Below are 24,830 nucleotides of genomic sequence, written 5' to 3' on the forward strand. Positions count from 1 at the left end.
CCGGGAGGTCCCATCGTTGCAGAATGACATTCAAGAAGTACTTTACTCGGAAGAGCAGATCCAATCGAAGGTACGGGAACTGGGAGCCGCCGTCAGCCGCGATTACGAGGGGCGCAACCCACTGGTAATCTGCGTGTTGAAGGGCGCCTTTATTTTTATGGCCGATCTGTCGAAGAACATTACGATTCCGATCGAGCTGGACTTCATGGCCGTATCGAGCTACGGCAACTCGACGCGCTCCAGCGGTGAAGTCCGCATCGTCAAGGATCTGGACAATTCGGTCGAAGGACGCGATATCCTGATCGTCGAGGACATCATCGACAGCGGCCTCACGCTCAGCTATCTGATCGACGTGCTCGAGCGGCGCAATGCCAAGTCAGTCCGTGTCGTCGCGCTTTTCGACAAGCCAGGCCGCCGCACCGTCGACCTGAACGCCGATTATACCGGATTCAGCATTCCCGATGCTTTTGTCGTCGGTTACGGTCTTGACTATGCCGAGCATTACCGTAATCTCCCATACGTAGGTATTCTAAAAGAAGAAATTTACTCGAACCGCTGAGTACTGCAGCCTTCCGATGGTTTTTCCGCGCAGCCGCGCGTTTTATTGAGATACCAAGACAGGCTATGGTAAAATGATGAAAGCGTGTCGGGAGGAGGTCAGGGATGAATCGGTTTATCCGGAATACGGGATTTTATTTGCTTATATTTTTGGTGACCGTCGGCATCGTTCAGTTCTTTATAGGCAAGAATACGACGACCGAGCCGCTCACCTACAACCAGCTCATGACTGCGATCCAGTCGAAGACCATTCAGGACCTCGAGATGCAGGTCAACCGCGGTACCTATCTGCTGACCGGCCATTTCAAGAAGGACATGGCGCCTGAAGGCCACAAGAGCGATGCATTCTCGACCCGGATTCAGACCGAGCGAGACGCCAATGCGATTAGCGACGCTGCTGTGGAGCAGGGCTTCGATCTCAAGAACAAGGCGATGCAGGGCGAGAGCTTCTGGCTGACGTTCCTCACCTCCATCATACCGTTCGTCATTATGTTCATCCTGTTCTTCTTCCTGATTAATCAGGCGCAGGGCGGCGGCGGCAAGGTGATGAATTTCGGCAAGAGCAAGGCCCGTCTCTATAATGAAGAGAAAAAGCGCGTGACGTTCGAGGACGTAGCGGGTGCGGACGAAGAGAAGCAGGAGCTCGTCGAGGTCGTCGAATTCCTGAAGGATCCCCGCAAGTTCGCGGCGCTTGGCGCTCGAATTCCGAAGGGCGTACTGCTCGTCGGCCCTCCGGGTACCGGTAAGACGTTGCTGGCTCGCGCTGTAGCAGGCGAAGCCGGCGTGCCATTCTTCAGCATCTCGGGCTCGGACTTCGTCGAAATGTTCGTCGGCGTCGGCGCATCCCGCGTCCGCGACCTGTTCGAAAATGCGAAGAAAAACGCGCCTTGTATCATCTTTATCGACGAGATCGACGCCGTCGGCCGTCAGCGTGGCGCAGGCCTCGGCGGCGGACACGACGAGCGCGAGCAGACCCTTAACCAGTTGCTCGTGGAAATGGACGGCTTCGGCGCGAACGAAGGCATCATCATCGTCGCAGCGACCAACCGACCCGACATTCTCGACCCCGCGCTGCTGCGCCCGGGCCGCTTCGACCGTCAGATTACGGTCGACCGTCCGGACGTCAAGGGCCGCGAGGCGGTACTCAAGGTTCACGCGCGCAACAAGCCGCTGAACAAGGACGTAAGGCTGGGCACGATCGCCAAGCGGACGACCGGCTTCACCGGCGCCGACCTGGAGAATCTGCTCAACGAAGCGGCGCTGCTCGCGGCGCGCAAGAACAAGAAGGACATCGCGATGCAAGAAGTCGACGAAGCGATCGACCGCGTTATCGTCGGCACGGAGAAAAAGAGCCGTGTCATCAGCGAGCGCGAGAAGCGCATCGTCGCTTATCACGAGTCCGGTCACACGATTGTCGGCTTCTTCCTGGAGCACGCCGACATGGTGCACAAGGTGACGATCATTCCGCGCGGACGTGCGGGCGGCTACGTCATCATGCTGCCGAAGGAAGACCGCATGCTGGTCACCAAGCAAGAGCTGCTGGATAAGGTCACCGGCTTGCTCGCGGGCCGCGTCGCCGAAGAATTGTTCATCGGCGAGATTGGCACCGGCGCTTACAGTGACTTCAAGCAAGCGACGGGCATCGTGCGCAGCATGATCATGGAATACGGCATGAGCGACAAGCTCGGGCCGATGCAGTTCGGCGCGACCCAGGGCCAAGTGTTCCTTGGCCGGGATATCGGTCACGAGCAGAACTACTCGGATGCAATTGCGTACGAGATCGACCAAGAGATGCAGACGATCATCCAGTCTTGCTACGACCGCGCCAAGAAGCTGCTCACCGAGAAGAGCGCAGAGGTTCACCTGCTTGCCAATACGCTGCTCTCGCAAGAGACGCTCGAGTTGGAGCAGATCAAAGCGCTCATCGAGAAGGGCGACATCAACGCCGCGAACGATGGCGACGGCGGCGATTCGGGCAGCGAGCCGACCGGCGTTGAGCCGACCATCGACACGCTCGGCGGCAATGTCCGCGTCCGCATCACCCCGCGCGACGAAGAGACAAATGCCAATCAGACGCCTCCGAATCCGGATCAACGGAATGACGAGGACAACGAGCCGAAGTAACTGTCATACGAATAAAACCCGCGATTTCGCTGCCCATGCAGCTGGATCGCGGGTTTTTGCTTTTGCGTAGGGCGGACTGCCCGCGCTCACCATAAAGGTCTCTAGTCAGGCTTGGTCAGCGAGATGAAGCGTACCTTGCCGTCTTCGAACAGCAGGTGAAAATAAGGGCCATCGCTAATTCGATAACTCCAGGCCGTATTTGTGCGGGCGTTGGGCAGACCGAGATTGGCGATGACTTCGTCTTGCGACAGACCCACTTTAACTCCATCGGGTGTAACGTAAGCTCGATCGTCCGTTGTAAACAGAATCGCAGCGGATAGCTTTATTACATTCGGATATGCGTACTGGTAACCGGACCCTGTTAAAGACTGTGGTGACAAAGACTGTAGGAATCCTTTCGTTCCAAGAACGCCGTCATAGAAAAGCGTACCGGAGGACAGGAAGAGAAATTTCCGCACCCAGCCGAGATAGTCAAGACCGTCGATGGTAAAGCGGCTTTTCTCGTATATCCGATCCGTGATCTGATCCGCTTGCACAATCGCTTGCTCAGTACTTGCTTGTCCGCTAAGCCTGTCGTACGCTGCCCATTCGCCGCCTGGATTGATATACCTCTGCATGAGCATCCACACCTGATCGTCAGCCAACAAGAGCGTATCCGAGGTCCCGTACGTATTGCTGCTCGGATCGTAAGCCATGATAAAGGCGCCTTCAGCTGTTTCGAATGTCATTGTAAAGGCATTGCGTACCCAAGAAATCTCCGGCTCCGGACTGATCGATGCAGCGGCAATATCCAGAGCGTTCAGATTTTGCAAAATAACGAATAGCCGATCTGTCGGCACCTCGAAGGGCTGCAGTCGATGTTCGCTGTCTTCCACGCGAATACCGGTCACGTCCTGCAGTTTAAACGGCAGCTGATCACTCAGCAAGCCCGACAAGCGCTGAATCCGAATGGGCTGTGGAGCTGCATTCTGTGCGGGAGCCGTTAAAGGTGAAGTAAAGGTTACCGGGCGCAGGTCCCGGACGAGCTCGCCTCCTTTAGGGCCTAACAAAATGGCTCCAGCGACCGTCGCTACGGATAGACCGACTATTGTTGCTGCGAAAAGGGGGCGGCGGCTTCGGTGCGACTGTAAAAGATGGTCTTCACGCTTGCCGCTGAGCGCCATCCGCTCGATTGCAGACATATGGTTTTCCGTAAAGCCTGGCGCACGAGACGCATCTACCTTTAATTTCTCGTACCACGACGGCAGGCGATCCTCATTCATGATCGGAAGCCTCCTCTCTACGACGAATCATGCGTAGCCTTGCACGCGACAGCCTGGATTTGACGGTACCCTCAGATAAGTTCAGAAGCAGCGCTATTTCCCTGACGGGGAGCTCATATCGCGCCTGAAGCACTAGCACTTCGCGAAGTTTAAGAGGAAGCTGCATGACTTCTTCCCATATTTCATTGGATAATGATCGCCGCAGGCTTCGGATTCAGCAGACGGACCGGATTCATGCGCACGGTCGTGCACGCGATCCATGAGCGTAACTCGACGCAAAAAGGCCGAGCGCAGGCGGTTGAGCGCCGTGTTTCGCGTGATTGACAGCAGCCAGGTGCGAACGGAGGAAGCGCCGCGGAACGTATCGATCTTCCGGTAGGCGGCGAAGAATACGTCCTGGGATACATCGTCTGCCAGATCCCTGCGCTTGGTCAGAACGAAGGCCAGGTTCCAAACCTCTGAACCGTATAACCGCATCAGCTCGCGAAGCCCGCCGGAATCCATATTCTCAGCATAGGACCAGTGGGTTTCTTCCAAGTTCGCAACACCTCCATCGATTAGACACCGTGACGGGCCAATAGGTTCCGTTCCAGACAAAAAAAGGAATCCAATTGTGCGCATCGATAAATGAATGCGGTTGCATAGCAAATGCTGCGTAGGGCGTCGGATGATTTGCGACCGATCGCTGGAAGGCACGGAGGAACGCGTGTTCCCGCTTGTTTCCCGCGCCCGGGAAAGCCGATAATTACGCGGAAAACTTCTTGCGGAAATCTGTGAACATTCATTGACAGTGCCCCCTGGCAAGTGTAAATTTATTGTTGACTCACTGACGTCGGTTGCGAAATTTGGCAACCCGTTTTTGTTAAGCGGCCTAATTTGTGCTTATTTTCACAATTCATCATACCCAGGCGTGAACGCCGCAGGAGGAGACTCACCATGGAAGCTTTAGCCCTTGAACGCAAAGCGGAGCAGAACCGCGAGCTGCGCGAGCGCCTGGCGCAGTTGAAAAAGGAACGCAATGCCATTATTCTGGCGCACTATTACCAGCGCGACGAGATTCAAGAGGTGGCCGACTTCCGCGGAGACTCGTTCCTGCTCGCCCAGAAGGCTGCGCAGACCGACGCGGACGTCATCGTGTTTTGCGGCGTGCACTTTATGGGCGAAAGCGCGAAGATTCTCGCGCCGCACAAGACCGTGCTCGTCCCCGACGAACGCGCGGGCTGCCCGATGGCGGATATGGTCAATCCGATCGGCCTGCGAGAGCTGAAGGCCAAGCACCCCAACGCCACGGTCGTGACCTATATCAACTCGTCCGCGGACGTGAAGGCCGAGACAGACATCTGCTGCACGTCGGCGAACGCGGTCAATGTCGTCAATTCGGTCGAAGGCGACGAGGTCATCTGGTGCCCGGACAAAAACCTGGGCCACTACGTGCAGCAGCACACGGACAAGAAGATGATCATCTGGGAAGGCTACTGCAACACGCACGACATGCTGACGGTCAAAGACGTATACGAGATGCGGGCGAAGTATCCGAACGCACAGTTCGTCGTACACCCGGAATGCCGCCCCGAAGTCGTCGAGCTGGCCGACTTCGTCGGCAGCACGACAGGCATCCTGAAGTATTGCCGCGAATCGAGCCACAAGGAGTTTATCGTCGGCACCGAGGACGGTACGGGGTACCAGCTGCGGGTGGACAGCCCGGACAAGACATTCCATTTTGCGAGCAAGTTCCTCGTCTGTCCGAATATGAAGGTCAACAACCTGAAGAAAGTCGTCAAAGCGCTCGAAACGATGCAGCCGCAGATCCACGTGCCGCAAGACGTCGCCGACAAGGCGCGCCTGTCGCTCGAGCGCATGCTGCTCGTCAAGTAATCGAGAGAGACCAATAACTTCAGGCGGGGAGTCGCAGAGGGCCATGATACCACGTTATATCGTCGATTTCGATCCGGCGGAGCTTGAGACCGTACAGACGGACATGATCATTATCGGAGCCGGGATCGCGGGCCTGTTCACGGCACTTCAGGCGGCCAAAGATCGCCGCGTTCTCATGATCACGAAAAAGTCCCTGTTCGACAGCAACACGCGTTACGCGCAGGGCGGCATCGCAGCCGTCATCTCGGAGGACGATTCGCCGGAATTCCACCGCCAGGATACGTTGATCGCAGGCGCTGGTCTATGCGACCCCGGGGCCGTGGACGTGCTCGTGCACGAAGGCCCGGATTGTGTTCAGGAGCTGATCGAGTACGGCACGCACTTCGACGAAGAGGACGGACACCTCGCCCTGACCAAGGAAGGGGCGCATAGTCAGCGCCGCATCCTGCACGCCAACGGCGATGCCACAGGCTACGAGATCGTTCGCGCGCTGGCGGATAAGGTGCAGAGCGTGCCCGATATCGAGGTCTGGGACGACCACTTCGTGCTCGATCTGTTGACCGAGGAGGGCGAGTGCGTCGGCGCGCTCGTGCTGAAGCCGGACGGCTCTCGCGTAATCGTGCGGGGAGCGGCGACCATTCTCTGTTCGGGAGGCACCGGACAGCTGTATCGCTATACGACGAATCCCGAGGTGGCGACGGGTGACGGGATCGCGATGGCTTACCGCGCCGGCGCGGTCATTCGCGACATGGAGTTCAACCAATTTCACCCGACATCGCTGTGCTACCCGGGCGCGCCGCGTTTCCTGATTTCGGAGGCAGTGCGCGGCGAAGGAGCCGTCTTGCGCAATATCCGCGGCGAGCGCTTCATGGACAAGTATCATCCGCAGCTCGAGCTGGCGCCCCGCGACATCGTGGCACGGGCGATCGTGAGCGAGATGGAGTTGACCAAGTCGACTTACGTTTATATCGATATTACCCACGAGGCACCGGACCTGATCAAGCACCGGTTTCCGAATATTTACGAGTTTTGCCTGAATTACGGCCTCGACATGACGACGGACTGGATTCCGGTGGCGCCGGCTGCCCATTATATGATGGGAGGCGTCCGCACGGATATGAACGGCGAATCGAGCATCCCCCGTTTGTTCGCCTGCGGCGAAGTATCTTCGACGGGCGTGCACGGCGCGAACAGGCTGGCGAGCAACTCGCTGTCCGAAGCGATCGTGTTCGGCCGCCGCATCGTCGAGCGGATCCGTTCGCTGCCGCCGCTTGCGATCGAGGCGCGTACCGGTTACGCATCCGAACGGATCGGCGCGCCTGCCGGCAAGATGGCGGAACGCCGCCTCAAGCTGCAGAAGCTGATGGTGCGCTTCGCCGGTCTCAGGCGGGAGGCCCACGGCCTGACCAAGGGGCTCGAAGAGCTGCGCCGCCAGTCGCCGCTGTACCAGACGGAGATGACGACGCGCGAGGAATTCGAGTACGCGAACCTGCTCACCTGCGCGACGTTGATGATGGAGGCGGCACTGATGCGGGAAGAGAGCCGCGGGGCGCATTACCGGGAGGACTTCCCGGACAAGGACGATCTTTTCTGGCGCAAGCACACGCTGATGCACAGAGAACGGGGCATCGGAGAGGAGTTCATAGGCGATGTTTGAATCGGAAAAGGACTGGGAGATCGCGGGACCCGCGGTCGACGCCGTCAAGGCGCAGCTTAGGGCCTGGCTGGCCGAGGATATCGGCAGCGGGGACGTGAGCACGATGTCGACGGTGCCGGCCGGACACCGTTCGAAGGGCATTATTCACGCCAAGGAGGCGGGCGTGCTGGCGGGCATGCCGCTCATGCGGCTTGTCTTCGGCGTGATCGATCCTTCGCTTGAGATCGAGTCGCGGGCGCATGACGGCGATCGCGTCGAGCGCGGCACCGTGCTCGCGGTCGTCGAGGGCGCTACGCACAGCATCCTGACCGGCGAGCGCCTCGCGCTGAACCTGCTGCAGCGGCTGTCCGGCATCGCGACCAAGACTCGCGTCTACGTGGACGCAGCCGAGGGCTATCCGGCGCGAATCGCAGATACGCGCAAGACGACGCCGGGCCACCGTACGCTGGAGAAGTACGCCGTGCGCATCGGCGGCGCGAGCAATCACCGCTTCGGCTTGTACGATGCGGTCATGATCAAGGATAATCATATTAAGGCGGCCGGCGGCATCTCCGCCGCCGTCGCGTCCGCGAAGTCGCGCATTCCGCACACGATGATGATCGAGGTGGAAGCCGAATCTCTTGCGCAGGCCATCGAGGCGGCACGCGCGGGCGCAAACGTCGTCATGTTCGACAATATGTCGCCCGAGCAGATGGCCGCGGCAGCAGTCGAGCTGCGCGCCATCGCGCCTCACATCGTGCTGGAAGCATCCGGGGGCATTCGTCCGGAGCGGGTGCGCGAGGTGGCGGCGTCCGGCGTTGACGTGATCAGCGTAGGCGCGCTCACCCACTCGTTCAACGCACTGGACATCAGCCTGGACCTGAACGAAGTCAAGAAGGGGGAAGTCTCTTGATTCTGGTCGTCGACGTCGGGAACACCAACATTGTGCTCGGCCTCTACGAGGGCTCGGAGCTTCTCCATCATTGGCGGCTCAGCACGAACCGCTCGGCGACGATCGACGAGTACGGGATCATGCTGACCAACCTGTTCAGCATTGCGGGCATCCAGGCCGCCGAGATCGACGGCGTCATCGTCTCGTGCGTCGTGCCGCCGCTTATGCCTACGCTTGAGCGGCTGTTCGCCAAGTATGTCGGCCGCGACGCGCTTGTCGTCGGACCGGGTATCAAGACGGGCCTCAATATCCGGTACGAAAATCCGAAGGAGGTCGGCGCCGACCGGATCGTCAACGCGGTTGCCGGCATCGAGCACTACGGCGCGCCGCTGGTTGTCGTAGACTTCGGCACGGCAACGACCTTCGATTATATCGACCCGGCGGGCGCTTATCTCGGCGGGGTCATCGTGCCGGGCATCGGCATCTCGGCCGAAGCGCTATACCAGCGCGCCGCCAGGCTGCCGCGCGTCGAGCTGGCCAAGCCTCGGGCGGTCGTCGGCCGCAACACGGTCGCCGCCATCCAATCCGGCGCGATCTACGGCTACGCCGGCCAGGTGGACGGCATCGTGAAGCGAATCTGCGCCGAGCAGCGCTGCACGCCGCGCGTCATCGCGACGGGCGGTCTGGCGGAGCTGATTGCGGGCGAGTCGGAGACGATCGAGGCGGTCGATTCGATGCTGACGCTGGAAGGATTAAGAATCATTTACGAACGCAACCTATAGAAATCTCAGCAGGCCGGATAAGCCGGCCGGCATACACCAACAAGAGCAAAGGAGCGGATGAAGTGACGGACGAATTGATCAGAGGCACCGCATGGGGCGGCGCCGTCCGCGTCTTCGGCGCGAAGACGACCGAGCTCGTACGCGAGCTTCAACGCAGGCACGATACGTTTCCGACGGCTTCGGCAGCGCTCGGCCGGACCGCTACGGCAGCGGCCATGATGGGCTTCATGCTTAAGGGAGACGAGAAGCTGACCGTGCAAGTGAAGGGCGACGGACCGATCGGCCAGATCGTGGTCGACGCCAACGCCGCCGGCGAAGTCAAAGGCTACGTCGATTATCCGCATACGCATCTGCCCAGCAATAGTCTGGGCAAGCTGGACGTATCGGGCGCGGTAGGCAAGACTGGTTTTCTCAATGTGACCAAGGATCTTGGCCTTAAGGAGCCATACCGCGGCAGCGTGCCGCTCATCTCCGGCGAGCTGGCCGAGGACTTCACGTATTACTTCGCGGCATCGGAGCAGACGCCGTCCGCCGTAGGACTCGGCGTCCTCGTCGATACTGACAACACCGTGCTGCATGCGGGCGGATTCGTCATCCAGGTGCTTCCTAATATTACCGACGAGCAACTGTCGCGCCTTGAGCAGGCCGTTTCGGCGATGCCGCACGTCACCGCGCTGCTCGATCAAGGCGAGACGGCCGAAGGCATCTTGAAGTTCCTCGTTGGGGACGATCTGACGATACACGATACGATTGAGCCCAAGTTCGTCTGCGGCTGCTCGCGCGAGCGCGTTGAGCGCACGCTTATCAGCATGGGCGAGGCTGACTTGCGCAAGCTGATCGACGAGGACGGCCAGGCGCGGGTCGAGTGTCATTTTTGCAATGAATCTTATTCGTTCGACGGCGAGCAGCTCCGAGAGATTCTGGAACGCGCGACTTCTTAATATAGCAGAGGGAGGGATACGGCCATGTGGCGGACGAAGCGGCTGGGGAAGCCGATCGTTCTGCTTGCCCTGACGTGGGCGCTGGCTGCCGAGGCGGGTTGTACGGCCAAGCCGGCACTTACGGCGGAGCCGTCCGGTAACGAGCCGGTCCCATCCGGTTCGATGTCGGGGGCTCCGGGAGGAGCGGGCGATACCGTGGCAATCGTAGGAGATACGCGCATCACTCGCCGGCAGCTGCTCGACGCGCTGCTCAATTCGTACGGGGAGCAGACATTGCGGATGATGATGCTCCGCTTGGCCGTCCAGAAGGAAGCGCAGTCCGCGGGCATCTCGATCTCGGACGCGTCGCAGGACCGGGAGCTTCGCAAGGCGAGCGAGGGCTACGAGAGCCTCGAAGCCTTCTATGATGCCCGGCAGCAGCAGCTTGGCATGACACGCGAGGATGTGCGCGAGGATATCCTTTATAAATTGCAGCTTGAAGCGCTCGCCATACGCGACGTTGAGGTGACGGACGCGGACGTGGAGCAGTACATGAGCGACCATCCGGAGGAATTCGCGCCGAAGGAAGAGCTGAAGCTCTCCCATATCGTCGTGGAGCGGCAGAAGGACGCCGCGCATCTGGTCGACTTGCTTGGGCAAGGCGAGGACTTCGCGGAGCTGGCTGCCGCGAACTCGAAGGATGCGGATACGGCTGCAGACGGCGGAAGCCTCGGCTGGGTCGAGTCCGACGATCCGTTTGTCGCGCCCGAGCTGTTGGCGGCCGCGGCGAAGCTGGAGATCGGGGAAGCGGCAGGGCCGATCCGGACGGACGCGGGCTACGAGGTCGTGCTCGTCGAAGGCCGGAGAGGCGCGGGCGAACAGGATGCACAGGCGGATCGGGAGGCGGCGAAGCGCGAATACGCGCTGTCGGTAACGCCGCCATTGTCCGAAGTCGAGCAGTCGCTGCTGGACAAGTTCGGCGCCAAATTGCTGGACGGAGCGCTTCAATATTAGTTACAGGGGATTATCCTTCTATTGACAATCCTGTGCAACGTTGATAAGATGAGAAAAGATAAAAGCCTACTGAAATTGTCGGAAATAGATGAATGGACGACGCCGTCCGCCATTATTCGAGGAGGAATCATTCGCCATGGCAAAAATCGTGCAGAATATCACGGACCTGATCGGGGATACGCCGCTTGTCCGTTTGAACCGCATCGTACCTGAAGGCAGCGCGGAGGTTTACGTCAAGGTCGAATATCAGAATCCGGGCGCTAGCGTCAAGGATCGGATCGCCATCAGCATCGTGGAAGAAGCCGAAAAAGAAGGCAAGCTGAAGCCGGGCGGCACAATCGTGGAAGCGACCAGCGGCAACACCGGTATCGGTCTCGCGCTCGTCGCTGCAGCGAAGGGCTACCGTGCGGTTATCGTCATGCCTGAGACGATGAGCCTTGAGCGTCGCAATCTGCTTCGCGCTTATGGTGCCGAGCTGGTACTGACCCCCGGTTCCGAAGGCATGAACGGCGCCGTCAAGAAAGCGGAAGAGCTTCTCAAGGAGAACCCGGACTACTTCCTCGCCGATCAGTTCAAGAACAAGGCGAACCTGAAGATCCACCTCGAGACGACGGGACCCGAGATCGTCGAAGCGATCAACTCGCTCGACGGCAAGCTGGATGCGTTCGTGGCGGGCATCGGCACGGGCGGCACGATCTCCGGCGCCGGCAAGGTGCTGAAGGACAACTTCCCGGGCGTCAAGATCGTCGCTGTCGAGCCTGCGGCGTCTCCGCTGTTGTCGAGCGGCAAGGCGGGCCCGCACAAGATCCAAGGCATCGGCGCGAACTTCGTGCCTGAGATCCTGGACCGCGAGATCTACGACCAGATCATCGCCGTCGAGAACGAAGATGCGTTCGAATGGGCGCGTACAGCTGCCAAGAAGGAAGGCATCCTTTGCGGTATCTCCTCCGGCGCGGCCATCTTCGCAGCGCTGCAAGTGGCGAAGGAACTGGGCGCCGGCAAGCGCGTCGTCGCGGTCGTTCCGTCCAACGGCGAACGCTACCTGAGCACGCCGCTGTTCAACTTCGACAACTAATATTGTCGGCCGACGATCCGGCCGTCCCTTTGGGGCGGCCGGATATTTGCGTTTCCCGGTCGGCGGCAGGACCGGGATAAGATTATGGCGGGATAGCGATGTGAGACATCATTATTTGGTCGAAGATGCGGGAGTGCGGCGGGATAGCGATGTGTAACATCGTTATTTGCCGGCTAAAGTAAAAACGGAGGGCTGCCCGCCCTCCGTTTCGTCTACAGCGCGCCGGCTTCCTGGCAGATGGCGACCGCCCGGTCGTAGTCGTCCTCCTCGACGATGGCCGTCAGCAGAATATCGCGTCCCGTTACCCGGTTGTCCGGGCCGCCCGAGCTCATCCCGCTGGCGCTGACGCTGGCTGCGGCCAGCACGGCGGCGTCGGGATTGTCGAAGTCCCCGCCAAGCGTGATGAACCCGAGTCCGCGGAACGTACCGGCGATGGTGTTGCCCAGTTGATCGAGATGCTCCATGCCTGCGCCGGGATACCCGTCGAACCGGTCGATCCCATGCTCGATAAGGCGCAGAGACTTCAGCCCCTCAAGCGCTTGTCTGGCTTGGTCCGGCGTGTTGAAGTAAGCGAGCACCGCCCGTTCTGCCATCGCGTCGTCCCCCTTTGGCCGGCACCGTCTACTCCGGCGTTGATCCACCGTAGTATAAGCGCGGACGAGGGCGACTATGCGGCCGGCCGGATCTAAAACCAGACCCGGAGCGCCTATCGAATTTTCTTTTCCAAGTAGCGTCGAAATGCGTACATGACCCACAAGTGAATCTTGGCCTGCGTGTATTTGTAAAGAAACCAGGGCAGCGCCGGCAAGTAGTCATGGATCGCGATAATGCATTCGTCGGAGTCCGGCACCTGCAGAAATTCAAGGCGCCCGCGGTGCGTCTCCTTCCGGCTGGAAAAGGAGCCGCCCGTGATGTAATAGAGCGCCCGGGTCGGCGAACTCCGCTCTTTGGAGTACGTGAGCTCAAGCAGGGGCGCCTTTCGGCCGGCCACGTGAATCCGATAAATATCCTTCTTATCGTGCGCCACCTGGATCAACGGCCCGGCTACCCGATTTAGCCAGCTAAGATACGACTTTGACGCGGCATCGGCATCCATTCCCGCAGGCAGCCTGACGCGCTGCACGGAGCGGACGTCCGACTTGGCGGCGCGTGCAGCTTTGCCCGGCCTCCGCTTCTGTTTCCCCTCGGTAGGATCGCGGTCAAGCTTCCTATTTTCCTCTTCCCTTATCGCGTCTTTTGCTGCCTCGCGAAACGTGATGACGCCCTCCCCAATTCCGCCTGCCCGCTGCTCATCCCTTGCAACCATCGGATGAACCAGACTTTCGATCAAAGGATAAGCCATCTCTTTGGGCGTACCGGTAATGAGCGCAAGCCACAGACGGGATAAATAAACGGAGAAGGCGGGAAAGGGGATGAAGACGCGCTTCTTGCCCAGCGTGTCCGCCGTTTGGCTGAGCATTTGCCTGTAGGACATGACATCGGGTCCGCCGATGTCGATCGCGCGGCGATACAGGTCGGTCCGTCCGATCGTCGCGGTCAAGGCGTCCAGCACCTCGGGGAGAGCGATCGCGTGCGTGCGCGTGCGCGTCCACTTGGGAAGGATCATGACGGGCAGCCGGCGCACCAACTTCAGCAGGATCGGAAAAGAAGAGCCTTCGGGCCCGACGATCAGGCCGGCGCGCAGCGTCGTGACGGGTACGCCGTAAGAGGCTAGCACCTTTTCCACCTCCAGCCGGCTTCGCAGATGGCGGGACAGCTCGCCGGGCGGCACATCCGGATGGATGATGCCGCTCAGGTACACAATCTGGCGCACGCCGTTTTTGCTGGCGGCCCGGGCGAAGTGGTCGGCGAGCAGCACGTCCATATCCTCAAACCGGGCTTGCGTCAGCTTGGCCGATGGGAGCATGGAGTGGACCAGGTACACCGCATAGTCCGCCCCGGCCAATCCCCGTTCCGCGTCGATCAGGGAAAACAGATCGCACGAGCGCCAGCTCGTATGCGGATCGGCGTCCCGTCCTTTCCCGCCGCCTCGGGATAGCGCGATCACGTCGGCGAATGACGTCAAGCGCTGGAGTAGGTTGCCGCCGATATAGCCGCTCGCCCCCGTTAAGGCGACGACGGGTCTCTTTGCCGGACTGTCTTGCTGGTTGCTCATGGTGCCAGCGCTCCTTCGAATCCATCTGCCGTCACATACCCGTTATCGTCCGAAAAGTAACAAACCCCGCCTGGGGGCGGGGCATCCGGAAGAGATGGCGTCGTCTTGGATTCACAGCCAATCTTTAATTTTAACCGAAAGCTTCTGATGCTGGCCGTTCTTGACGCTGGTGTAGTCGAGATCGATGACGCCGTCATGCTCGCCTTCTACCGTGAATGTGTCGCCGTGGTAGGGAACGTCGTTCAACTTGGCGTATTCCTGATCCGCCGGGTCGAGCAGCTCGTAGAGATCCTTCTTTTTACCCGTCTCAGGGTCGACCAAGGTAAGCAAGCCGGTCGTGTTCGGCCTGATGAGCAGGTAGTTCGCGCCGATACCCTCCACGCCGTAAACTTCGTCCAGCCCGCCCAGCTTGGTCAGGTCGTAGGTTTTGTTCGTACTGCCGTTCGCATCAAGGATCCGCAGCGTCTTGCCGTCCGTCAGCGCCGGCTGGTTGCCAATGGTAGTTATATTCGGCGTCATGCGCTGCCAGTAATGGACCGAAGCCTGATCGGCAAGCTTCTTGTTTTTAACGTAAGCTGTCGTATAGTTGACGTTGATGTGCGGTTCGCCGTATATATCGGACACCGTCACGACGAATCCGCCGGTACCGAGCTTATCGACGGACAAGCTTAAGAACTCTTGCTGTTTAAAATCGAGCTTGCCGGTCTTCACGGCCGGACTATTGGACGGATCGGACTGATACAGATCGCCGGTTTTCCTGTCGAGCCAGAACATGGACGGCGTCATCGTGATCGCGTAGCCGACAGTGTACGGATCGCCGTCGTTGATCGTCACCGTGCGCTGCGCGCTCTGCCACTTCACTTCGGCGCCAAGCGACTGTGCGACGAAACGTACGGGTACGTACACCGTGTTGTTTTTCATAAGCGCAGGGGCGTTCAGCGCGACGGATTTGTCGTTCAGCTGCGCGGTCTTGCTGCCGAGCGTCAGCTTTACCGTACGGTTGGGCGCGTAAACGGACACGAGCTTCTTGGTGCCGTCCCAGTCCACATAGGACTTGAGCAGCTGCGAGACCATGCGCAGCGGGACAAAGACGCTGCCGCTGGCGTCGAGATAAGGCGCCGCCGTACCGGCGGAGATCTCGTTGCCGTTGACAACGAGTTTAATGGGCTTAGGGGTTGCGGCTTGAGCCGCGGATCCGCCGGACGTCGCTGCGGTTCCGGCTGCCAGCAGCAGGGCGAGCCCGAACATCCGGACTTTATTTCTCTTATGCATGTCATGATCATCTCCTTTTTTAGTGTTGCATCCTTCAATACCCATATTTAGAGACGATTCGGAGGTTAATAAAGTTTCTCGCGCGGAAGGGCGAACGCTCTATCCTCGGCTTGCGATTGTTTGTATACTTTAGTGAAGAATAGGGAGCGGCGCGGTTCGATCGTTGGCGAGAAAGCTTCCGAGGGGGATATGCGGAGTTGGAAGCGCAAATATCGTTGGAAAAATGGCGGTTGTGGATTGAGGAGTTGACGGATGCCGATGCGGCGGCCGGCCGCGGGTATAATCGTCTGCCTTATATAGAGAAGCATGCGTTGGCAGCAGGCGAAGATCGCGTACCGCTCTGGCGCGGCGCCTGGGAGGCGGCGGGCGAGGAAGCCTTCGTGCTGGAGAGCGGCAAAGGCGGCCGCTATACGTTCCTGGGCATACGGCCAGGCGCGGTATTGATCGGGCGGGGCGATCAGGCCGAGCTCAGGTACTGCGGCGGGGGAGATGCAGCAGGGGAGGCAGAGCGGCTGAGCGGAGACCCGATCTCGGTCGTGCGCGAGATCATGGGCCGATATCGCACGCCGTCGGACACGGGGCTGCCGATGTTCACGGGCGGCGCCGTCGGCTATTGGAGCTACGACGTCGCGCGTTCGCTGGAGCGGCTGCCGCAGACGGCGGCGGACGAGCTAGAGCTGCCGGATTATGCGTTTCTGCTGATCGACGAGCTGTGGATCGTCGATCATGAGACTGGCGATCTGTACCTTGCCGTCCATACGGACCTGGGCGACATGACGGGGACCGAATCGGCGGTTGCGGCCGCTTACAGCGCGGCGCGCGCCCACACGGGGAAGATGAAGGCGGATTGGGACCGGATCGTTGCGGCAGCCGCGGAGCCCCAGGCAACAACTGCGCTTGCGGCGGCGCGCGGCATGCTTGCGGAGGAGGGACTGGCTCTTGACGTCGAGGCGTTCGCGCGCGGGCTCCGCACCTCCCTTTCCAAGGAAGCGTTCGAGCGGGCGGTACGACGGATCCAGCAGTACATCGGCCAGGGCGACGTCTTCCAGGTGAACCTGTCCCTCCGGCAGACGATGCCGGTGAAGGCCACACCCGAAGCGCTCTATGAGTGGCTGCGCCTGATTAATCCCTCTCCATACATGGGCTTGCTGCGACTGCCCGGCTTCAGTCTCGTGTCGGCGTCGCCGGAGCTTCTGGTCAAGCGTCAGGGAGAGCGCGTCAGCATGCGGCCCATCGCCGGCACGCGCAGGCGCGGGCGCACGCCGGAGGAGGATGCGGCGATGGCGGACGAACTGCTGTCGAGCGAGAAGGAGAGGGCCGAGCATATCATGCTCGTGGATCTGGCGCGCAACGATCTGGGCCGCATTTCCGCCTATGGCTCGGTACACGTGCCGGAGCTGCTCACGATCGAGCGCTATTCGCATGTGATGCATCTCGTGTCGCAGGTCGAAGGACGGATAGCGGCGGGCAAGGATAATCTCGATGTGCTGGCGGCTTCGTTTCCCGGCGGGACGATCACCGGCGCGCCCAAGATCCGCACGATGGAGATTATCGAGGAGCTCGAGCCCGTACGCAGAGGCGCGTATACCGGCTCGATCGGATGGATTGACTACGCGGGGAATATGGAATTTAATATAGTTATCCGTACGATGGTGGCGAAGGACGGCCTGTGCCATATCCAGGCCGGCGCCGGCATTGTCATCGATTCCGATCCCGAGCGGGAGTTCTACGAATGCCTGAACAAGGCCAAGGCGCTCTGGAAGGCTGTACAGTACGGGGAGCGGCTCAGCCCGGACGGGACGGGAGCCGACGCGAAGGGGGACTGGGCATGATTCTGGTCATCGACAATTACGATTCGTTTACTTATAACCTGGTGCAGTATCTGGGCGAGCTGGGACAAGACATCGTCGTGAAGCGCAACGACGAGATCGATCTTGACGGCATCGCTGCGCTTAAGCCCGATCACATCTTGATCTCGCCGGGTCCTTGCACGCCGAACGAGGCCGGCATCAGCCTGTCCTTGATCGACCGCTTCAAGGGAGAGATTCCGATCTTCGGCGTCTGCCTCGGACATCAGTCGATCGGACAGGCGTTCGGCGGCGACGTCGTGCGCGCGCCGCAGCTCATGCACGGCAAGACGAGCGAGATGTCGCACGACGGCCGCACGATTTTTGAAGGCGTGCCTTCCCCGTTCACCGCGACGCGGTACCACTCGCTCATCGTGAAGCGCGATACGCTGCCCGATTGTCTGGAGATCAGCGCAGAGACGGACGGCGAGATCATGGGACTGCGCCACAAGGCGTATGTCGTCGAGGGCGTGCAGTTCCATCCCGAGTCGATCATGACGGACCATGGGCGCACGCTGCTGCAGAATTTCCTGAACTACAAATCGGGCTTGCGGCAATGAAGCTGCTGCTGGACGGACAATTGATGGATAGCCGGGAAGCCGTGATCTCAGTCTACGATCACGGCTTCCTGTATGGGATGGGCCTGTTTGAGACGTTCCGCACGTACGGCGGCCGTCCTTGGCTGCTGCGCAGGCATGCGGAGCGGCTTGCCGAAGCTTGCGGAGCGCTGGGCATCTCATACCGGCCGGATCCGGACGCGATGGCCGCCGACGTCGCGCGGTTGCTCGAGGCGAATGGCCTCGCCGATGCTTACATCCGCTGGTCGGTTTCCGCCGGCACCGGCGAAGTCGGACTCCCCGCGGGCGAATACGAAGCGCCGCGCGAGATCGTCTACGCCAAGGCGCTCGCAGCGGACGATCCCGCGACGCGGCGGGGCAAGACACTGAGGCTGCTGCGTCTTCGGCGGACGCGTCCGGAGGGAGGCGCGGAACGGTTCAAGTCGTTCCACTATATGAACAATATCGCGGCGAAGCGGGAGCTTCAGGCCGGCGGCGCTTCGGCGAGCACCGAAGGGTTGTTCCTGAATGAGAGGGACGAGGTCGTCGAAGGCTTAGTGAGCAACGTATTCTGGCTGCGGGACGGGGCACTGTACACGCCGTCTCTCGATACGGGGCCGCTGGCGGGCGTGACCCGGGCTTACGTGCTGGATCAGGCTCGCCGAGCGGGCCTGGCTTGTCACGAAGGCATGTATGCCTGGGACGACCTGTTACGGGCGGACGAATGCTTCGTGACCAATTCAATTCAGGAGATCGTGCCGGTCGTCACAGTGCAGGAACCGGACGGGCAGCCTGCAAGCGGCCCCGGCCGTCTCGCATCGAATTCCGCCGAGGTCCATGCTGCCGGAGCCCCGGGTCCGTGGACCCGCAGGCTGATGACGGCATATCGGGCTGCCGCGGAGAAAGGCGATGAAGCATGAATCCTGTCATTTATCGTAGACGCTACCGGTTTGTCGACGGTCTCGAGCTCACGCTCGGCGAACGGACGTTAATCATGGGCATTCTGAACGTGACGCCGGACTCGTTCTCCGACGGCGGCCGGTTCGACTCGGTCGAGACGGCGGTTCGCCGCGCGGTCGAGATGGCCGAAGAAGGCGCGGACTTGATCGACATCGGCGGCGAGTCCACGCGTCCGGGGCACGATCCCGTGACGGCCGAAGAAGAGCAGCGGCGAATCCTGCCGGTCATCGAGGCGGTCCGCAAGGCGGTTCCGCTGCCGATCAGCGTCGACACATACAGGGCCGATACGGCCGAGCGCGCGCTTCGGGCCGGCGCACACCTTTTGAACGATATTTGGGGCTTGAAGCACGACCCTCGAATGGCACAAGTGGCGGCGAACGCCAAGGCGCCGATCATCTTAATGCATAACCGCAAACGGCGGGATTACCGCGAATTCGTGACTGACGTGCTGGCCGATTTGCGGGAGAGCGTGGCGCTGGCCCAAGCGGCCGGCATTTCGGACGATTGCATCTGGCTGGATCCCGGCATCGGCTTCGCCAAAGATTACGATGATAACCTGGAGCTGATGGGCCGGCTCGGCGAGTTGAACGCACTAGGCTATCCCGTGCTGCTGGCAACTTCGCGCAAAACATTCATTCGCCGTACGCTTGACCTGCCGGCCGACGACGTTGTCGAAGGAACCGGCGCGACGACGTCGCTGGGCATCGCGCAGGGCTGCCAGATCGTGCGCGTGCACGACGTGCGGGCCATGAAGCGGGTAGCGGCGATGACCGACGCGATCGTATACCGCCAAGCCAATTTAGACGGCTGACACCTTAAAGGAGCGACGAACGAGTGGATACGATGAAGCTGAAGCGCATGGTGTTTTTCGGATATCACGGCGTATTCCCGGAGGAAAACAAGCTCGGCCAGAAGTATTACGTGGATCTCGACATGAAGCTTGATTTAAGCCGCGCTGCCGAGAGCGACGACGTCGCCGATACGGTGAACTATGCGGAGGTCCACGCCCTGGTCAAGGAAATCGTGGAAGGCCCTCCAGTAAAGCTTATCGAGAAGCTTGCCGCGAGCATTGCAACGGCGGTACTCGGTACGTATACTATAATCCATGAAGTCACGGTAGGCGTGACGAAGCCGAATCCGCCCTTCGACATTACGTTCGACGGCGTCACGGTCGAGCTCACCCGAGTCAGATGACTGAACGGCAGTCATGAAGCCCGCGGGTATAAGAAGGACTGAACGATGATGAAGCTGGCATATGTGGCGCTCGGCGCCAATCTTGGCGACCGGGAGCGGTCTCTCGCGGAGGCGCTGCGCCGCTTGAACGAGACGCCCGGCATCCGGGTGGAGCGCGTGTCCGGCGTGTACGAGACCGATCCGGTCGGCTATACGGACCAGCCGAATTTTTTAAATATGGCGACGGCGCTGCTGACGAGCCTGCCGCCGCTCGAGCTGCTGCGGGCGCTGCTCGCGCTCGAGCTTGAGATGGGCCGGGTCCGCGAGTTCCGCTGGGGACCGCGGGTCATCGATCTGGACCTGCTGTCGTACGAGGACGAGACGTTCGAGACGGACGAGCTGACGCTCCCGCATCCCCGCATGGGAGAGCGGGCATTCGTGCTTGCGCCGCTTAGGGACGTGTGGACGCCCGGCGAAGCTTTCCCTTGGGAAGCACAGCTCGGGCCGGATACGCTTGAGAGGGAAGGCATTCGTCGTCTGGCTTCCGGGTTGGAGCCGTACGGCCTCTAGGAGGGATAATCACATGCTGAAGATCGGCAATGTGGAGATGAATAACAACGTGGTGCTGGCGCCGATGGCCGGCGTTTGCAACCCCGCTTTTCGGCTGATTGCCAAGGAATTCGGCTGCGGTCTCGTGTGCGCGGAGATGGTCAGCGACAAGGCGATTCTGCACGGCAATCGGCGAACGCTCGAGATGCTGTTCGTGGACGAGCGGGAGAAGCCGCTCAGCCTGCAGATTTTCGGCGGCGACCGCGAATCGCTCGTCGAGGCGGTCAAGTTCGTCGACAAGAACACGAACGCCGACATTATCGACATTAATATGGGCTGCCCCGTGCCAAAAGTCACGAAGTGCGACGCGGGCGCCAGATGGCTGCTGGATCCGGCCAAGATCTACGAGATGGTCTCGTATGCGGTCGACGCGGCGGAGAAGCCGGTGACGGTCAAGATGCGGATCGGTTGGGACGACGAGCACATCTACGCAGTGGAAAATGCCCGCGCTGTCGAACGCGCCGGCGGCGCTGCAGTCAGCGTGCACGGACGCACCAGGGAACAGTTGTATACGGGGCACGCGAACTGGGATATCATAAAGGAAGTCAAGGAAGCCGTTTCCATCCCGGTAATCGGCAACGGGGACGTTTTCTCGCCCGAGGACGCGGAGCGCATGCTTGCCCATACGGGCGTAGACGGCGTCATGATCGGTCGCGGCGCACTGGGCAATCCGTGGATGCTGTACCGTACGGTCCACTATCTGACCACGGGCGAGAAGCTCCCGGACCCGAATCCCGGAGAGAAGATGCGCATCGCCATGCTGCACATGGACCGTTTGATCAACCTTAAGGGCGAGGGGCAGGCTGTACGCGAGATGCGCAAGCATCTGGCCTGGTATCTCAAGGGTCTGCCGGATGCAGCGCGCGTCAAAAACGAGATCATGGAAATGACGCGCAGAGCCGACGTAGCGCGCAGGCTCGACGAATATGTTGAGTCCCTGGCCGACCTCGATGCTGCCGTGCAGACCGAGGACGGACCCGCTGTCGTGCATTGATTTCACGCCCGATTCCTGTTAATTGACATTTAATAGGGGTTGAAATATAATTCTAAGCAATATTCGCAAGACGGTCGAGATTGCCGCGGCTGGCCGGGTCATTCCCAGTCATGTCGGCGGCAATTCGCCATATAACTGTATTCAAGGTGTGCGACCCGCCGCGCTATTCGCGGCGCAGCCTCCGCAAGCAAGCCTTCATGCCCGGCATGGATATCATATCTTCGACAGGAGATCGGTGAGATGAGCGAAAAAGAAGTGCTTCTGACCCCGGACGGGCTCAAGAAGCTCGAAGAGGAACTGGAGAACCTGAAGTCCGTCAAGCGCCGCGAGGTAGCCGAGCGGATCAAGGTTGCAATCGGTTACGGCGACATCAGCGAAAACTCGGAATACGAAGATGCCAAGAACGAACAGGCATTCATTGAAGGCCGCATCATCACGCTAGAGAAGATGCTGCGCAACGCTCGCATCATCAACAACGACGAGATCGATCTCAACACCGTGAGCATCGGCTCCACCGTCGTCGTCGAAGACCTCGAATTCAACGAGACGCTTGAATATACGATCGTCGGCACGGCTGAATCCGACCCGTTGAAGAACAAGATCTCCAACGAGAGCCCTGTCGGACGCGCGATTATCGGCAAGTCGAAGGGCACGACCGTCGAAGTCAGCGTTCCCGCGGGCATTATTCAATACAAGATTGTAGATATCAAAAGGTAATCTGCTGCAGGGCCCCGTGCCAAGCAAGCGACAAGGCCATCTGTGAGCGCGAAAAAGCTTCCGGCAGCGGAAGCTTTTTTGAACGAAAGAGGGTGGCCCGCGTTCTGACGGATATTCAGTTAGGAAAGGGTGTACATCATGAGTCAAGATTTAGAACAACAAGGGAGTACCGAACCCACCGCCGCCGAACTCAGCGAGATGCTGCAGATCCGCCGCAACAAGCTGGACGAGCTTCGCAAGCTGGGCATCGATCCGTTCGGCACGAAGTTCGAACGTACGGCTGCTGCAGGCGACATCCTCGAGCGTCTCGACGCTAAGTCGACGGAGGAGCTGGACGAGCTCGCCGAAGAAGTTAGCGTGGCGGGACGCATCATGCAGAAGCGTTCGATGGGCAAGGCTTCCTTTGCGCATATCCAGGATCTGACCGGCAAGATCCAGATCTACGTGCGTCAGGACTCCGTACCGGAGGACCAGTACAAGGCGTTCGGCATTCTTGATATCGGAGATGTCATCGGCATCAAGGGTACGGTCTTTAAGACGCGCACCGGGGAGACCTCGATTAAGGTATCGGAGCTGACTGTGCTGACCAAGTCGCTGCTGCCGCTGCCGGACAAATTCCATGGCCTCAAGGACGTGGAGACGCGTTACCGCCAGCGTTACGTAGACCTGATCGTCAGCCCCGACGTGCAAAAGACTTTCATCACTCGCTCGCGCATCATCCAGTCGATGCGGCGTTATCTGGACGGACGCGGCTATCTCGAAGTCGAGACGCCGACGCTGCACGCCATCGCCGGCGGCGCGGCCGCCAAGCCGTTTATTACGCACCACAATGCGCTCGACATGCAGTTGTACATGCGGATCGCGATCGAGCTTCATCTGAAGCGGCTTATTGTCGGCGGCTTGGAGAAGGTCTATGAGATCGGACGGGTCTACCGCAACGAAGGGATGTCGACGCGCCACAACCCGGAGTTCACGATGCTCGAGCTGTATGAAGCTTATGCGGATTACAAGGACATCATGAAGCTGACGGAGGACCTTGTCGTTCATCTGGCGGAAGAGGTGCTCGGCACGACCCAGATCTTCTATCAAGGGCAGGAAGTCAACCTGTCCGCGCCTTGGCGCAGGGAGTCGATGACCTCGCTGATCCAGACAGCCGTAGGCATCGACTTCACGATCGATATGAGCGACGAGGAAGCGCATCGCCTGGCGAAGGAACACAAGGTGCCGGTCGAGCCCCATATGACGTTCGGCCATATCGTGAACGCCTTCTTCGAGACGTTTGTCGAGCATACGCTTATTCAGCCTACGTTCGTGACCGGACATCCGGTGGCGATCTCGCCGCTGGCGAAGAAGAACGCCGAAGACCCGCGCTTCACGGATCGCTTCGAGCTGTTCATCGTCGCCCGTGAGCACGCCAACGCCTTTACCGAGCTGAACGATCCGATCGACCAGCGCCAGCGCTTCGAAGCACAGTTGGTGGAGAAGGAAGCGGGCAACGACGAGGCGCAGGATCTCGACGAGGACTTCATCCGCGCGCTCGAGTACGGCTTGCCGCCTACCGGCGGTCTCGGCATCGGCATCGATCGCCTGATCATGCTGCTGACCGACGCACCGTCGATCCGCGACGTACTGCTGTTCCCGCACATGCGCGGGGAGTAAGTTGAATAGAAGGAGAGCCGGTCGCCAGGTGGCGGCTGGCTCTTTTTATATGTGGAACATGTAAGGGGAATGATGCGTCGGAGTGGGAGCGAGCCAGCGTGTGCAGCGTATGTGCGTGTGCGCCCCGTTTGATCGATATCCCCTTCAGACAGGGAGTAGTCGTTTTGGCCGTCGTGGGAGTCGATTCTGCAGGAACCTTCTATATAGAGGAAAGCCTGTTTGGAGGGATGCATTACACGTGATCAAACACCTCCGATATGCGATGTAGACGGATTTTCAGGTTTTTAAAATTCTTTTGAAAAAGGTGTTGCAATCGCCTAGGCGCCTGTGATATATTAATCAAGTCGCCGCTGAGAGGCCGCCGAGAACGAGGCCGAGAGCGAAGACGAGATTGCTCCTTGAAAACTGAACATCGAGCGTTAAAACAAACGGACGCTGAAGCCTTTCGAGGCGGAAGCAAAAGTTATACCAGCTTTATCATGAGCAAGTCGAACTACCCTTTATGGAGAGTTTGATCCTGGCTCAGGACGAACGCTGGCGGCGTGCCTAATACATGCAAGTCGAGCGGATTTAGTTTGTAGCTTGCTACAAACTGAGTTAGCGGCGGACGGGTGAGTAACACGTAGGCAACCTGCTCTGAAGACCGGGATAACATTCGGAAACGAATGCTAAGACCGGATAGGCAACGAGGTCGCATGATCTTGTTGAGAAACACGGTGCAAGCTGTGGCTTTGGGATGGGCCTGCGGC

General features: G+C 59.9%; 24 protein-coding genes and 1 rRNA gene. 19 read left to right on the forward strand and 6 right to left on the reverse strand.

Annotated features, from left to right (window positions below):
* Positions 1-16 precede the first annotated feature (16 nt).
* Together hpt and ftsH are read left to right on the forward strand one after the other, a co-directional pair.
* A complete protein-coding gene (gene hpt, locus ACFSR7_RS24795) occupies positions 17-559 on the forward strand; it encodes a hypoxanthine phosphoribosyltransferase (protein ID WP_378121860.1) in 543 nt (180 codons plus the stop codon).
* 104 nt (positions 560-663) lie between these two features.
* A complete protein-coding gene (ftsH, locus tag ACFSR7_RS24800) occupies positions 664-2,682 on the forward strand; it encodes an ATP-dependent zinc metalloprotease FtsH (RefSeq protein ID WP_378166243.1) in 2,019 nt (672 codons plus the stop codon).
* A 101-nt stretch (positions 2,683-2,783) separates the two neighbouring features.
* Here the strand turns inward: ftsH and ACFSR7_RS24805 are convergent, their stop codons facing one another.
* The 3 genes from ACFSR7_RS24805 to ACFSR7_RS24815 are packed head-to-tail and all read right to left on the reverse strand — an operon-like array spanning position 2,784 to position 4,481.
* Positions 2,784-3,944, reverse strand: a complete 1,161-nt coding sequence (locus ACFSR7_RS24805; RefSeq protein WP_378166244.1) for a hypothetical protein — start codon at positions 3,942-3,944, stop codon at positions 2,784-2,786.
* On the reverse strand, positions 3,937-4,110 hold the full coding sequence (locus ACFSR7_RS24810; RefSeq protein WP_378166246.1) for a sigma factor-like helix-turn-helix DNA-binding protein: 174 nt from the start codon (positions 4,108-4,110) through the stop codon (positions 3,937-3,939). Before ACFSR7_RS24810 ends, ACFSR7_RS24805 begins: the two co-directional genes overlap by 8 nt.
* Entirely contained in the window at positions 4,077-4,481 is a 405-nt protein-coding gene (locus ACFSR7_RS24815; protein ID WP_378166248.1) for an RNA polymerase sigma factor, read from the reverse strand. Before ACFSR7_RS24815 ends, ACFSR7_RS24810 begins: the two co-directional genes overlap by 34 nt.
* Before the next feature lie 399 nt (positions 4,482-4,880).
* On the opposite strand from ACFSR7_RS24815, the gene nadA reads away from it, so the two are divergent.
* The 7 genes from nadA (at position 4,881) to cysK (ending at position 12,138) form a co-directional block, all read left to right on the forward strand.
* Entirely contained in the window at positions 4,881-5,819 is a 939-nt protein-coding gene (gene nadA / locus ACFSR7_RS24820) for a quinolinate synthase NadA (RefSeq protein ID WP_378121864.1), read from the forward strand.
* 43 nt (positions 5,820-5,862) lie between these two features.
* The gene (gene nadB / locus ACFSR7_RS24825) at positions 5,863-7,476 is read left to right on the forward strand and encodes an L-aspartate oxidase (RefSeq protein WP_378166249.1); all 1,614 of its coding nucleotides are present in this window, start codon (positions 5,863-5,865) and stop codon (positions 7,474-7,476) included.
* Positions 7,469-8,368 (forward strand): carboxylating nicotinate-nucleotide diphosphorylase, encoded by a 900-nt coding sequence (nadC, locus tag ACFSR7_RS24830; protein WP_378166251.1) that lies wholly within the window; start codon positions 7,469-7,471, stop codon positions 8,366-8,368. The genes nadB and nadC overlap by 8 nt, the downstream gene beginning before the upstream one ends.
* On the forward strand, positions 8,365-9,129 hold the full coding sequence (locus ACFSR7_RS24835; RefSeq protein ID WP_378166253.1) for a type III pantothenate kinase: 765 nt from the start codon (positions 8,365-8,367) through the stop codon (positions 9,127-9,129). Before nadC ends, ACFSR7_RS24835 begins: the two co-directional genes overlap by 4 nt.
* A gap of 62 nt (positions 9,130-9,191) precedes the next feature.
* Positions 9,192-10,070, forward strand: coding sequence for an Hsp33 family molecular chaperone HslO (gene hslO / locus ACFSR7_RS24840; RefSeq protein WP_378166255.1), 879 nt, complete (start codon positions 9,192-9,194; stop codon positions 10,068-10,070).
* Between the two features lie 24 nt (positions 10,071-10,094).
* Positions 10,095-11,063, forward strand: coding sequence for a peptidylprolyl isomerase (locus tag ACFSR7_RS24845; RefSeq protein WP_378166257.1), 969 nt, complete (start codon positions 10,095-10,097; stop codon positions 11,061-11,063).
* 136 nt (positions 11,064-11,199) lie between these two features.
* Positions 11,200-12,138 carry a cysteine synthase A gene (gene cysK, locus ACFSR7_RS24850; protein WP_090117803.1) on the forward strand — a complete coding sequence of 313 codons (939 nt, stop codon included), beginning with the start codon at positions 11,200-11,202 and terminating at the stop codon, positions 12,136-12,138.
* A gap of 212 nt (positions 12,139-12,350) precedes the next feature.
* Here the strand turns inward: cysK and ACFSR7_RS24855 are convergent, their stop codons facing one another.
* The 3 genes from ACFSR7_RS24855 to ACFSR7_RS24865 all read right to left on the reverse strand — a co-directional run bounded on the left by ACFSR7_RS24855 (position 12,351) and on the right by ACFSR7_RS24865 (position 15,565).
* The gene (locus tag ACFSR7_RS24855) at positions 12,351-12,731 is read right to left on the reverse strand and encodes a hypothetical protein (RefSeq protein WP_378166259.1); all 381 of its coding nucleotides are present in this window, start codon (positions 12,729-12,731) and stop codon (positions 12,351-12,353) included.
* A 113-nt stretch (positions 12,732-12,844) separates the two neighbouring features.
* A complete protein-coding gene (locus ACFSR7_RS24860) occupies positions 12,845-14,293 on the reverse strand; it encodes an NAD-dependent epimerase/dehydratase family protein (RefSeq protein ID WP_378166261.1) in 1,449 nt (482 codons plus the stop codon).
* Between the two features lie 111 nt (positions 14,294-14,404).
* The gene (locus tag ACFSR7_RS24865) at positions 14,405-15,565 is read right to left on the reverse strand and encodes a copper amine oxidase N-terminal domain-containing protein (RefSeq protein WP_378166263.1); all 1,161 of its coding nucleotides are present in this window, start codon (positions 15,563-15,565) and stop codon (positions 14,405-14,407) included.
* 197 nt (positions 15,566-15,762) lie between these two features.
* Between ACFSR7_RS24865 and ACFSR7_RS24870 the strand changes: the two genes are divergently transcribed.
* From ACFSR7_RS24870 to ACFSR7_RS24915, 10 genes are all read left to right on the forward strand, one after another.
* On the forward strand, positions 15,763-17,397 hold the full coding sequence (locus tag ACFSR7_RS24870) for an anthranilate synthase component I family protein (protein WP_378166265.1): 1,635 nt from the start codon (positions 15,763-15,765) through the stop codon (positions 17,395-17,397).
* Positions 17,394-17,972, forward strand: coding sequence for an aminodeoxychorismate/anthranilate synthase component II (pabA, locus tag ACFSR7_RS24875; protein WP_378166266.1), 579 nt, complete (start codon positions 17,394-17,396; stop codon positions 17,970-17,972). Before ACFSR7_RS24870 ends, pabA begins: the two co-directional genes overlap by 4 nt.
* Complete coding sequence (locus ACFSR7_RS24880; RefSeq protein ID WP_378166268.1) at positions 17,969-18,889, forward strand: aminotransferase class IV; 921 nt, start codon at positions 17,969-17,971, stop codon at positions 18,887-18,889. The genes pabA and ACFSR7_RS24880 overlap by 4 nt, the downstream gene beginning before the upstream one ends.
* The gene (gene folP / locus ACFSR7_RS24885; protein WP_378166270.1) at positions 18,886-19,740 is read left to right on the forward strand and encodes a dihydropteroate synthase; all 855 of its coding nucleotides are present in this window, start codon (positions 18,886-18,888) and stop codon (positions 19,738-19,740) included. The genes ACFSR7_RS24880 and folP overlap by 4 nt, the downstream gene beginning before the upstream one ends.
* 23 nt (positions 19,741-19,763) lie before the next feature.
* Complete coding sequence (gene folB / locus ACFSR7_RS24890) at positions 19,764-20,123, forward strand: dihydroneopterin aldolase (RefSeq protein ID WP_378166272.1); 360 nt, start codon at positions 19,764-19,766, stop codon at positions 20,121-20,123.
* Between the two features lie 45 nt (positions 20,124-20,168).
* Positions 20,169-20,672 (forward strand): 2-amino-4-hydroxy-6-hydroxymethyldihydropteridine diphosphokinase, encoded by a 504-nt coding sequence (gene folK, locus ACFSR7_RS24895; RefSeq protein ID WP_378166274.1) that lies wholly within the window; start codon positions 20,169-20,171, stop codon positions 20,670-20,672.
* A 13-nt stretch (positions 20,673-20,685) separates the two neighbouring features.
* A complete protein-coding gene (dusB, locus tag ACFSR7_RS24900; protein WP_378166276.1) occupies positions 20,686-21,705 on the forward strand; it encodes a tRNA dihydrouridine synthase DusB in 1,020 nt (339 codons plus the stop codon).
* 240 nt (positions 21,706-21,945) lie between these two features.
* Positions 21,946-22,422: a transcription elongation factor GreA gene (greA, locus tag ACFSR7_RS24905; RefSeq protein WP_090117794.1), complete on the forward strand. Its 477-nt coding sequence runs from the start codon at positions 21,946-21,948 to the stop codon at positions 22,420-22,422.
* Between the two features lie 138 nt (positions 22,423-22,560).
* Positions 22,561-24,081: a lysine--tRNA ligase gene (lysS, locus tag ACFSR7_RS24910; protein ID WP_378166278.1), complete on the forward strand. Its 1,521-nt coding sequence runs from the start codon at positions 22,561-22,563 to the stop codon at positions 24,079-24,081.
* Positions 24,082-24,580: 499 nt separating this feature from the next.
* Positions 24,581-24,830: ribosomal RNA gene (locus ACFSR7_RS24915) — 16S ribosomal RNA — on the forward strand; the annotation flags it as partial.

The sequence above is a fragment of the Cohnella sp. GCM10020058 genome, assembly GCF_042683485.1.
Lineage (GTDB): Bacteria > Bacillota > Bacilli > Paenibacillales > Paenibacillaceae > Cohnella.

Bases quoted from the DNA above. Each gene is read 5' to 3' on its own strand.
- ACFSR7_RS24855 (WP_378166259.1), bottom strand. From the start codon at position 12,731: ATGGCAGAACGGGCGGTGCTCGCTTACTTCAACACGCCGGACCAAGCC.
- ACFSR7_RS24865 (WP_378166263.1), bottom strand. From the start codon at position 15,565: ATGCATAAGAGAAATAAAGTCCGGATGTTCGGGCTCGCCCTGCTGCTG.
- ACFSR7_RS24845 (WP_378166257.1), top strand. From the start codon at position 10,095: ATGTGGCGGACGAAGCGGCTGGGGAAGCCGATCGTTCTGCTTGCCCTG.
- folK (WP_378166274.1), top strand. From the start codon at position 20,169: ATGATGAAGCTGGCATATGTGGCGCTCGGCGCCAATCTTGGCGACCGG.
- pabA (WP_378166266.1), top strand. From the start codon at position 17,394: ATGATTCTGGTCATCGACAATTACGATTCGTTTACTTATAACCTGGTG.
- ftsH (WP_378166243.1), top strand. From the start codon at position 664: ATGAATCGGTTTATCCGGAATACGGGATTTTATTTGCTTATATTTTTG.
- folP (WP_378166270.1), top strand. From the start codon at position 18,886: ATGAATCCTGTCATTTATCGTAGACGCTACCGGTTTGTCGACGGTCTC.
- greA (WP_090117794.1), top strand. From the start codon at position 21,946: ATGAGCGAAAAAGAAGTGCTTCTGACCCCGGACGGGCTCAAGAAGCTC.
- nadB (WP_378166249.1), top strand. From the start codon at position 5,863: ATGATACCACGTTATATCGTCGATTTCGATCCGGCGGAGCTTGAGACC.
- nadC (WP_378166251.1), top strand. From the start codon at position 7,469: ATGTTTGAATCGGAAAAGGACTGGGAGATCGCGGGACCCGCGGTCGAC.
- ACFSR7_RS24810 (WP_378166246.1), bottom strand. From the start codon at position 4,110: ATGCAGCTTCCTCTTAAACTTCGCGAAGTGCTAGTGCTTCAGGCGCGA.
- cysK (WP_090117803.1), top strand. From the start codon at position 11,200: ATGGCAAAAATCGTGCAGAATATCACGGACCTGATCGGGGATACGCCG.
- dusB (WP_378166276.1), top strand. From the start codon at position 20,686: ATGCTGAAGATCGGCAATGTGGAGATGAATAACAACGTGGTGCTGGCG.
- ACFSR7_RS24880 (WP_378166268.1), top strand. From the start codon at position 17,969: ATGAAGCTGCTGCTGGACGGACAATTGATGGATAGCCGGGAAGCCGTG.
- nadA (WP_378121864.1), top strand. From the start codon at position 4,881: ATGGAAGCTTTAGCCCTTGAACGCAAAGCGGAGCAGAACCGCGAGCTG.
- ACFSR7_RS24805 (WP_378166244.1), bottom strand. From the start codon at position 3,944: ATGAATGAGGATCGCCTGCCGTCGTGGTACGAGAAATTAAAGGTAGAT.
- ACFSR7_RS24860 (WP_378166261.1), bottom strand. From the start codon at position 14,293: ATGAGCAACCAGCAAGACAGTCCGGCAAAGAGACCCGTCGTCGCCTTA.
- lysS (WP_378166278.1), top strand. From the start codon at position 22,561: ATGAGTCAAGATTTAGAACAACAAGGGAGTACCGAACCCACCGCCGCC.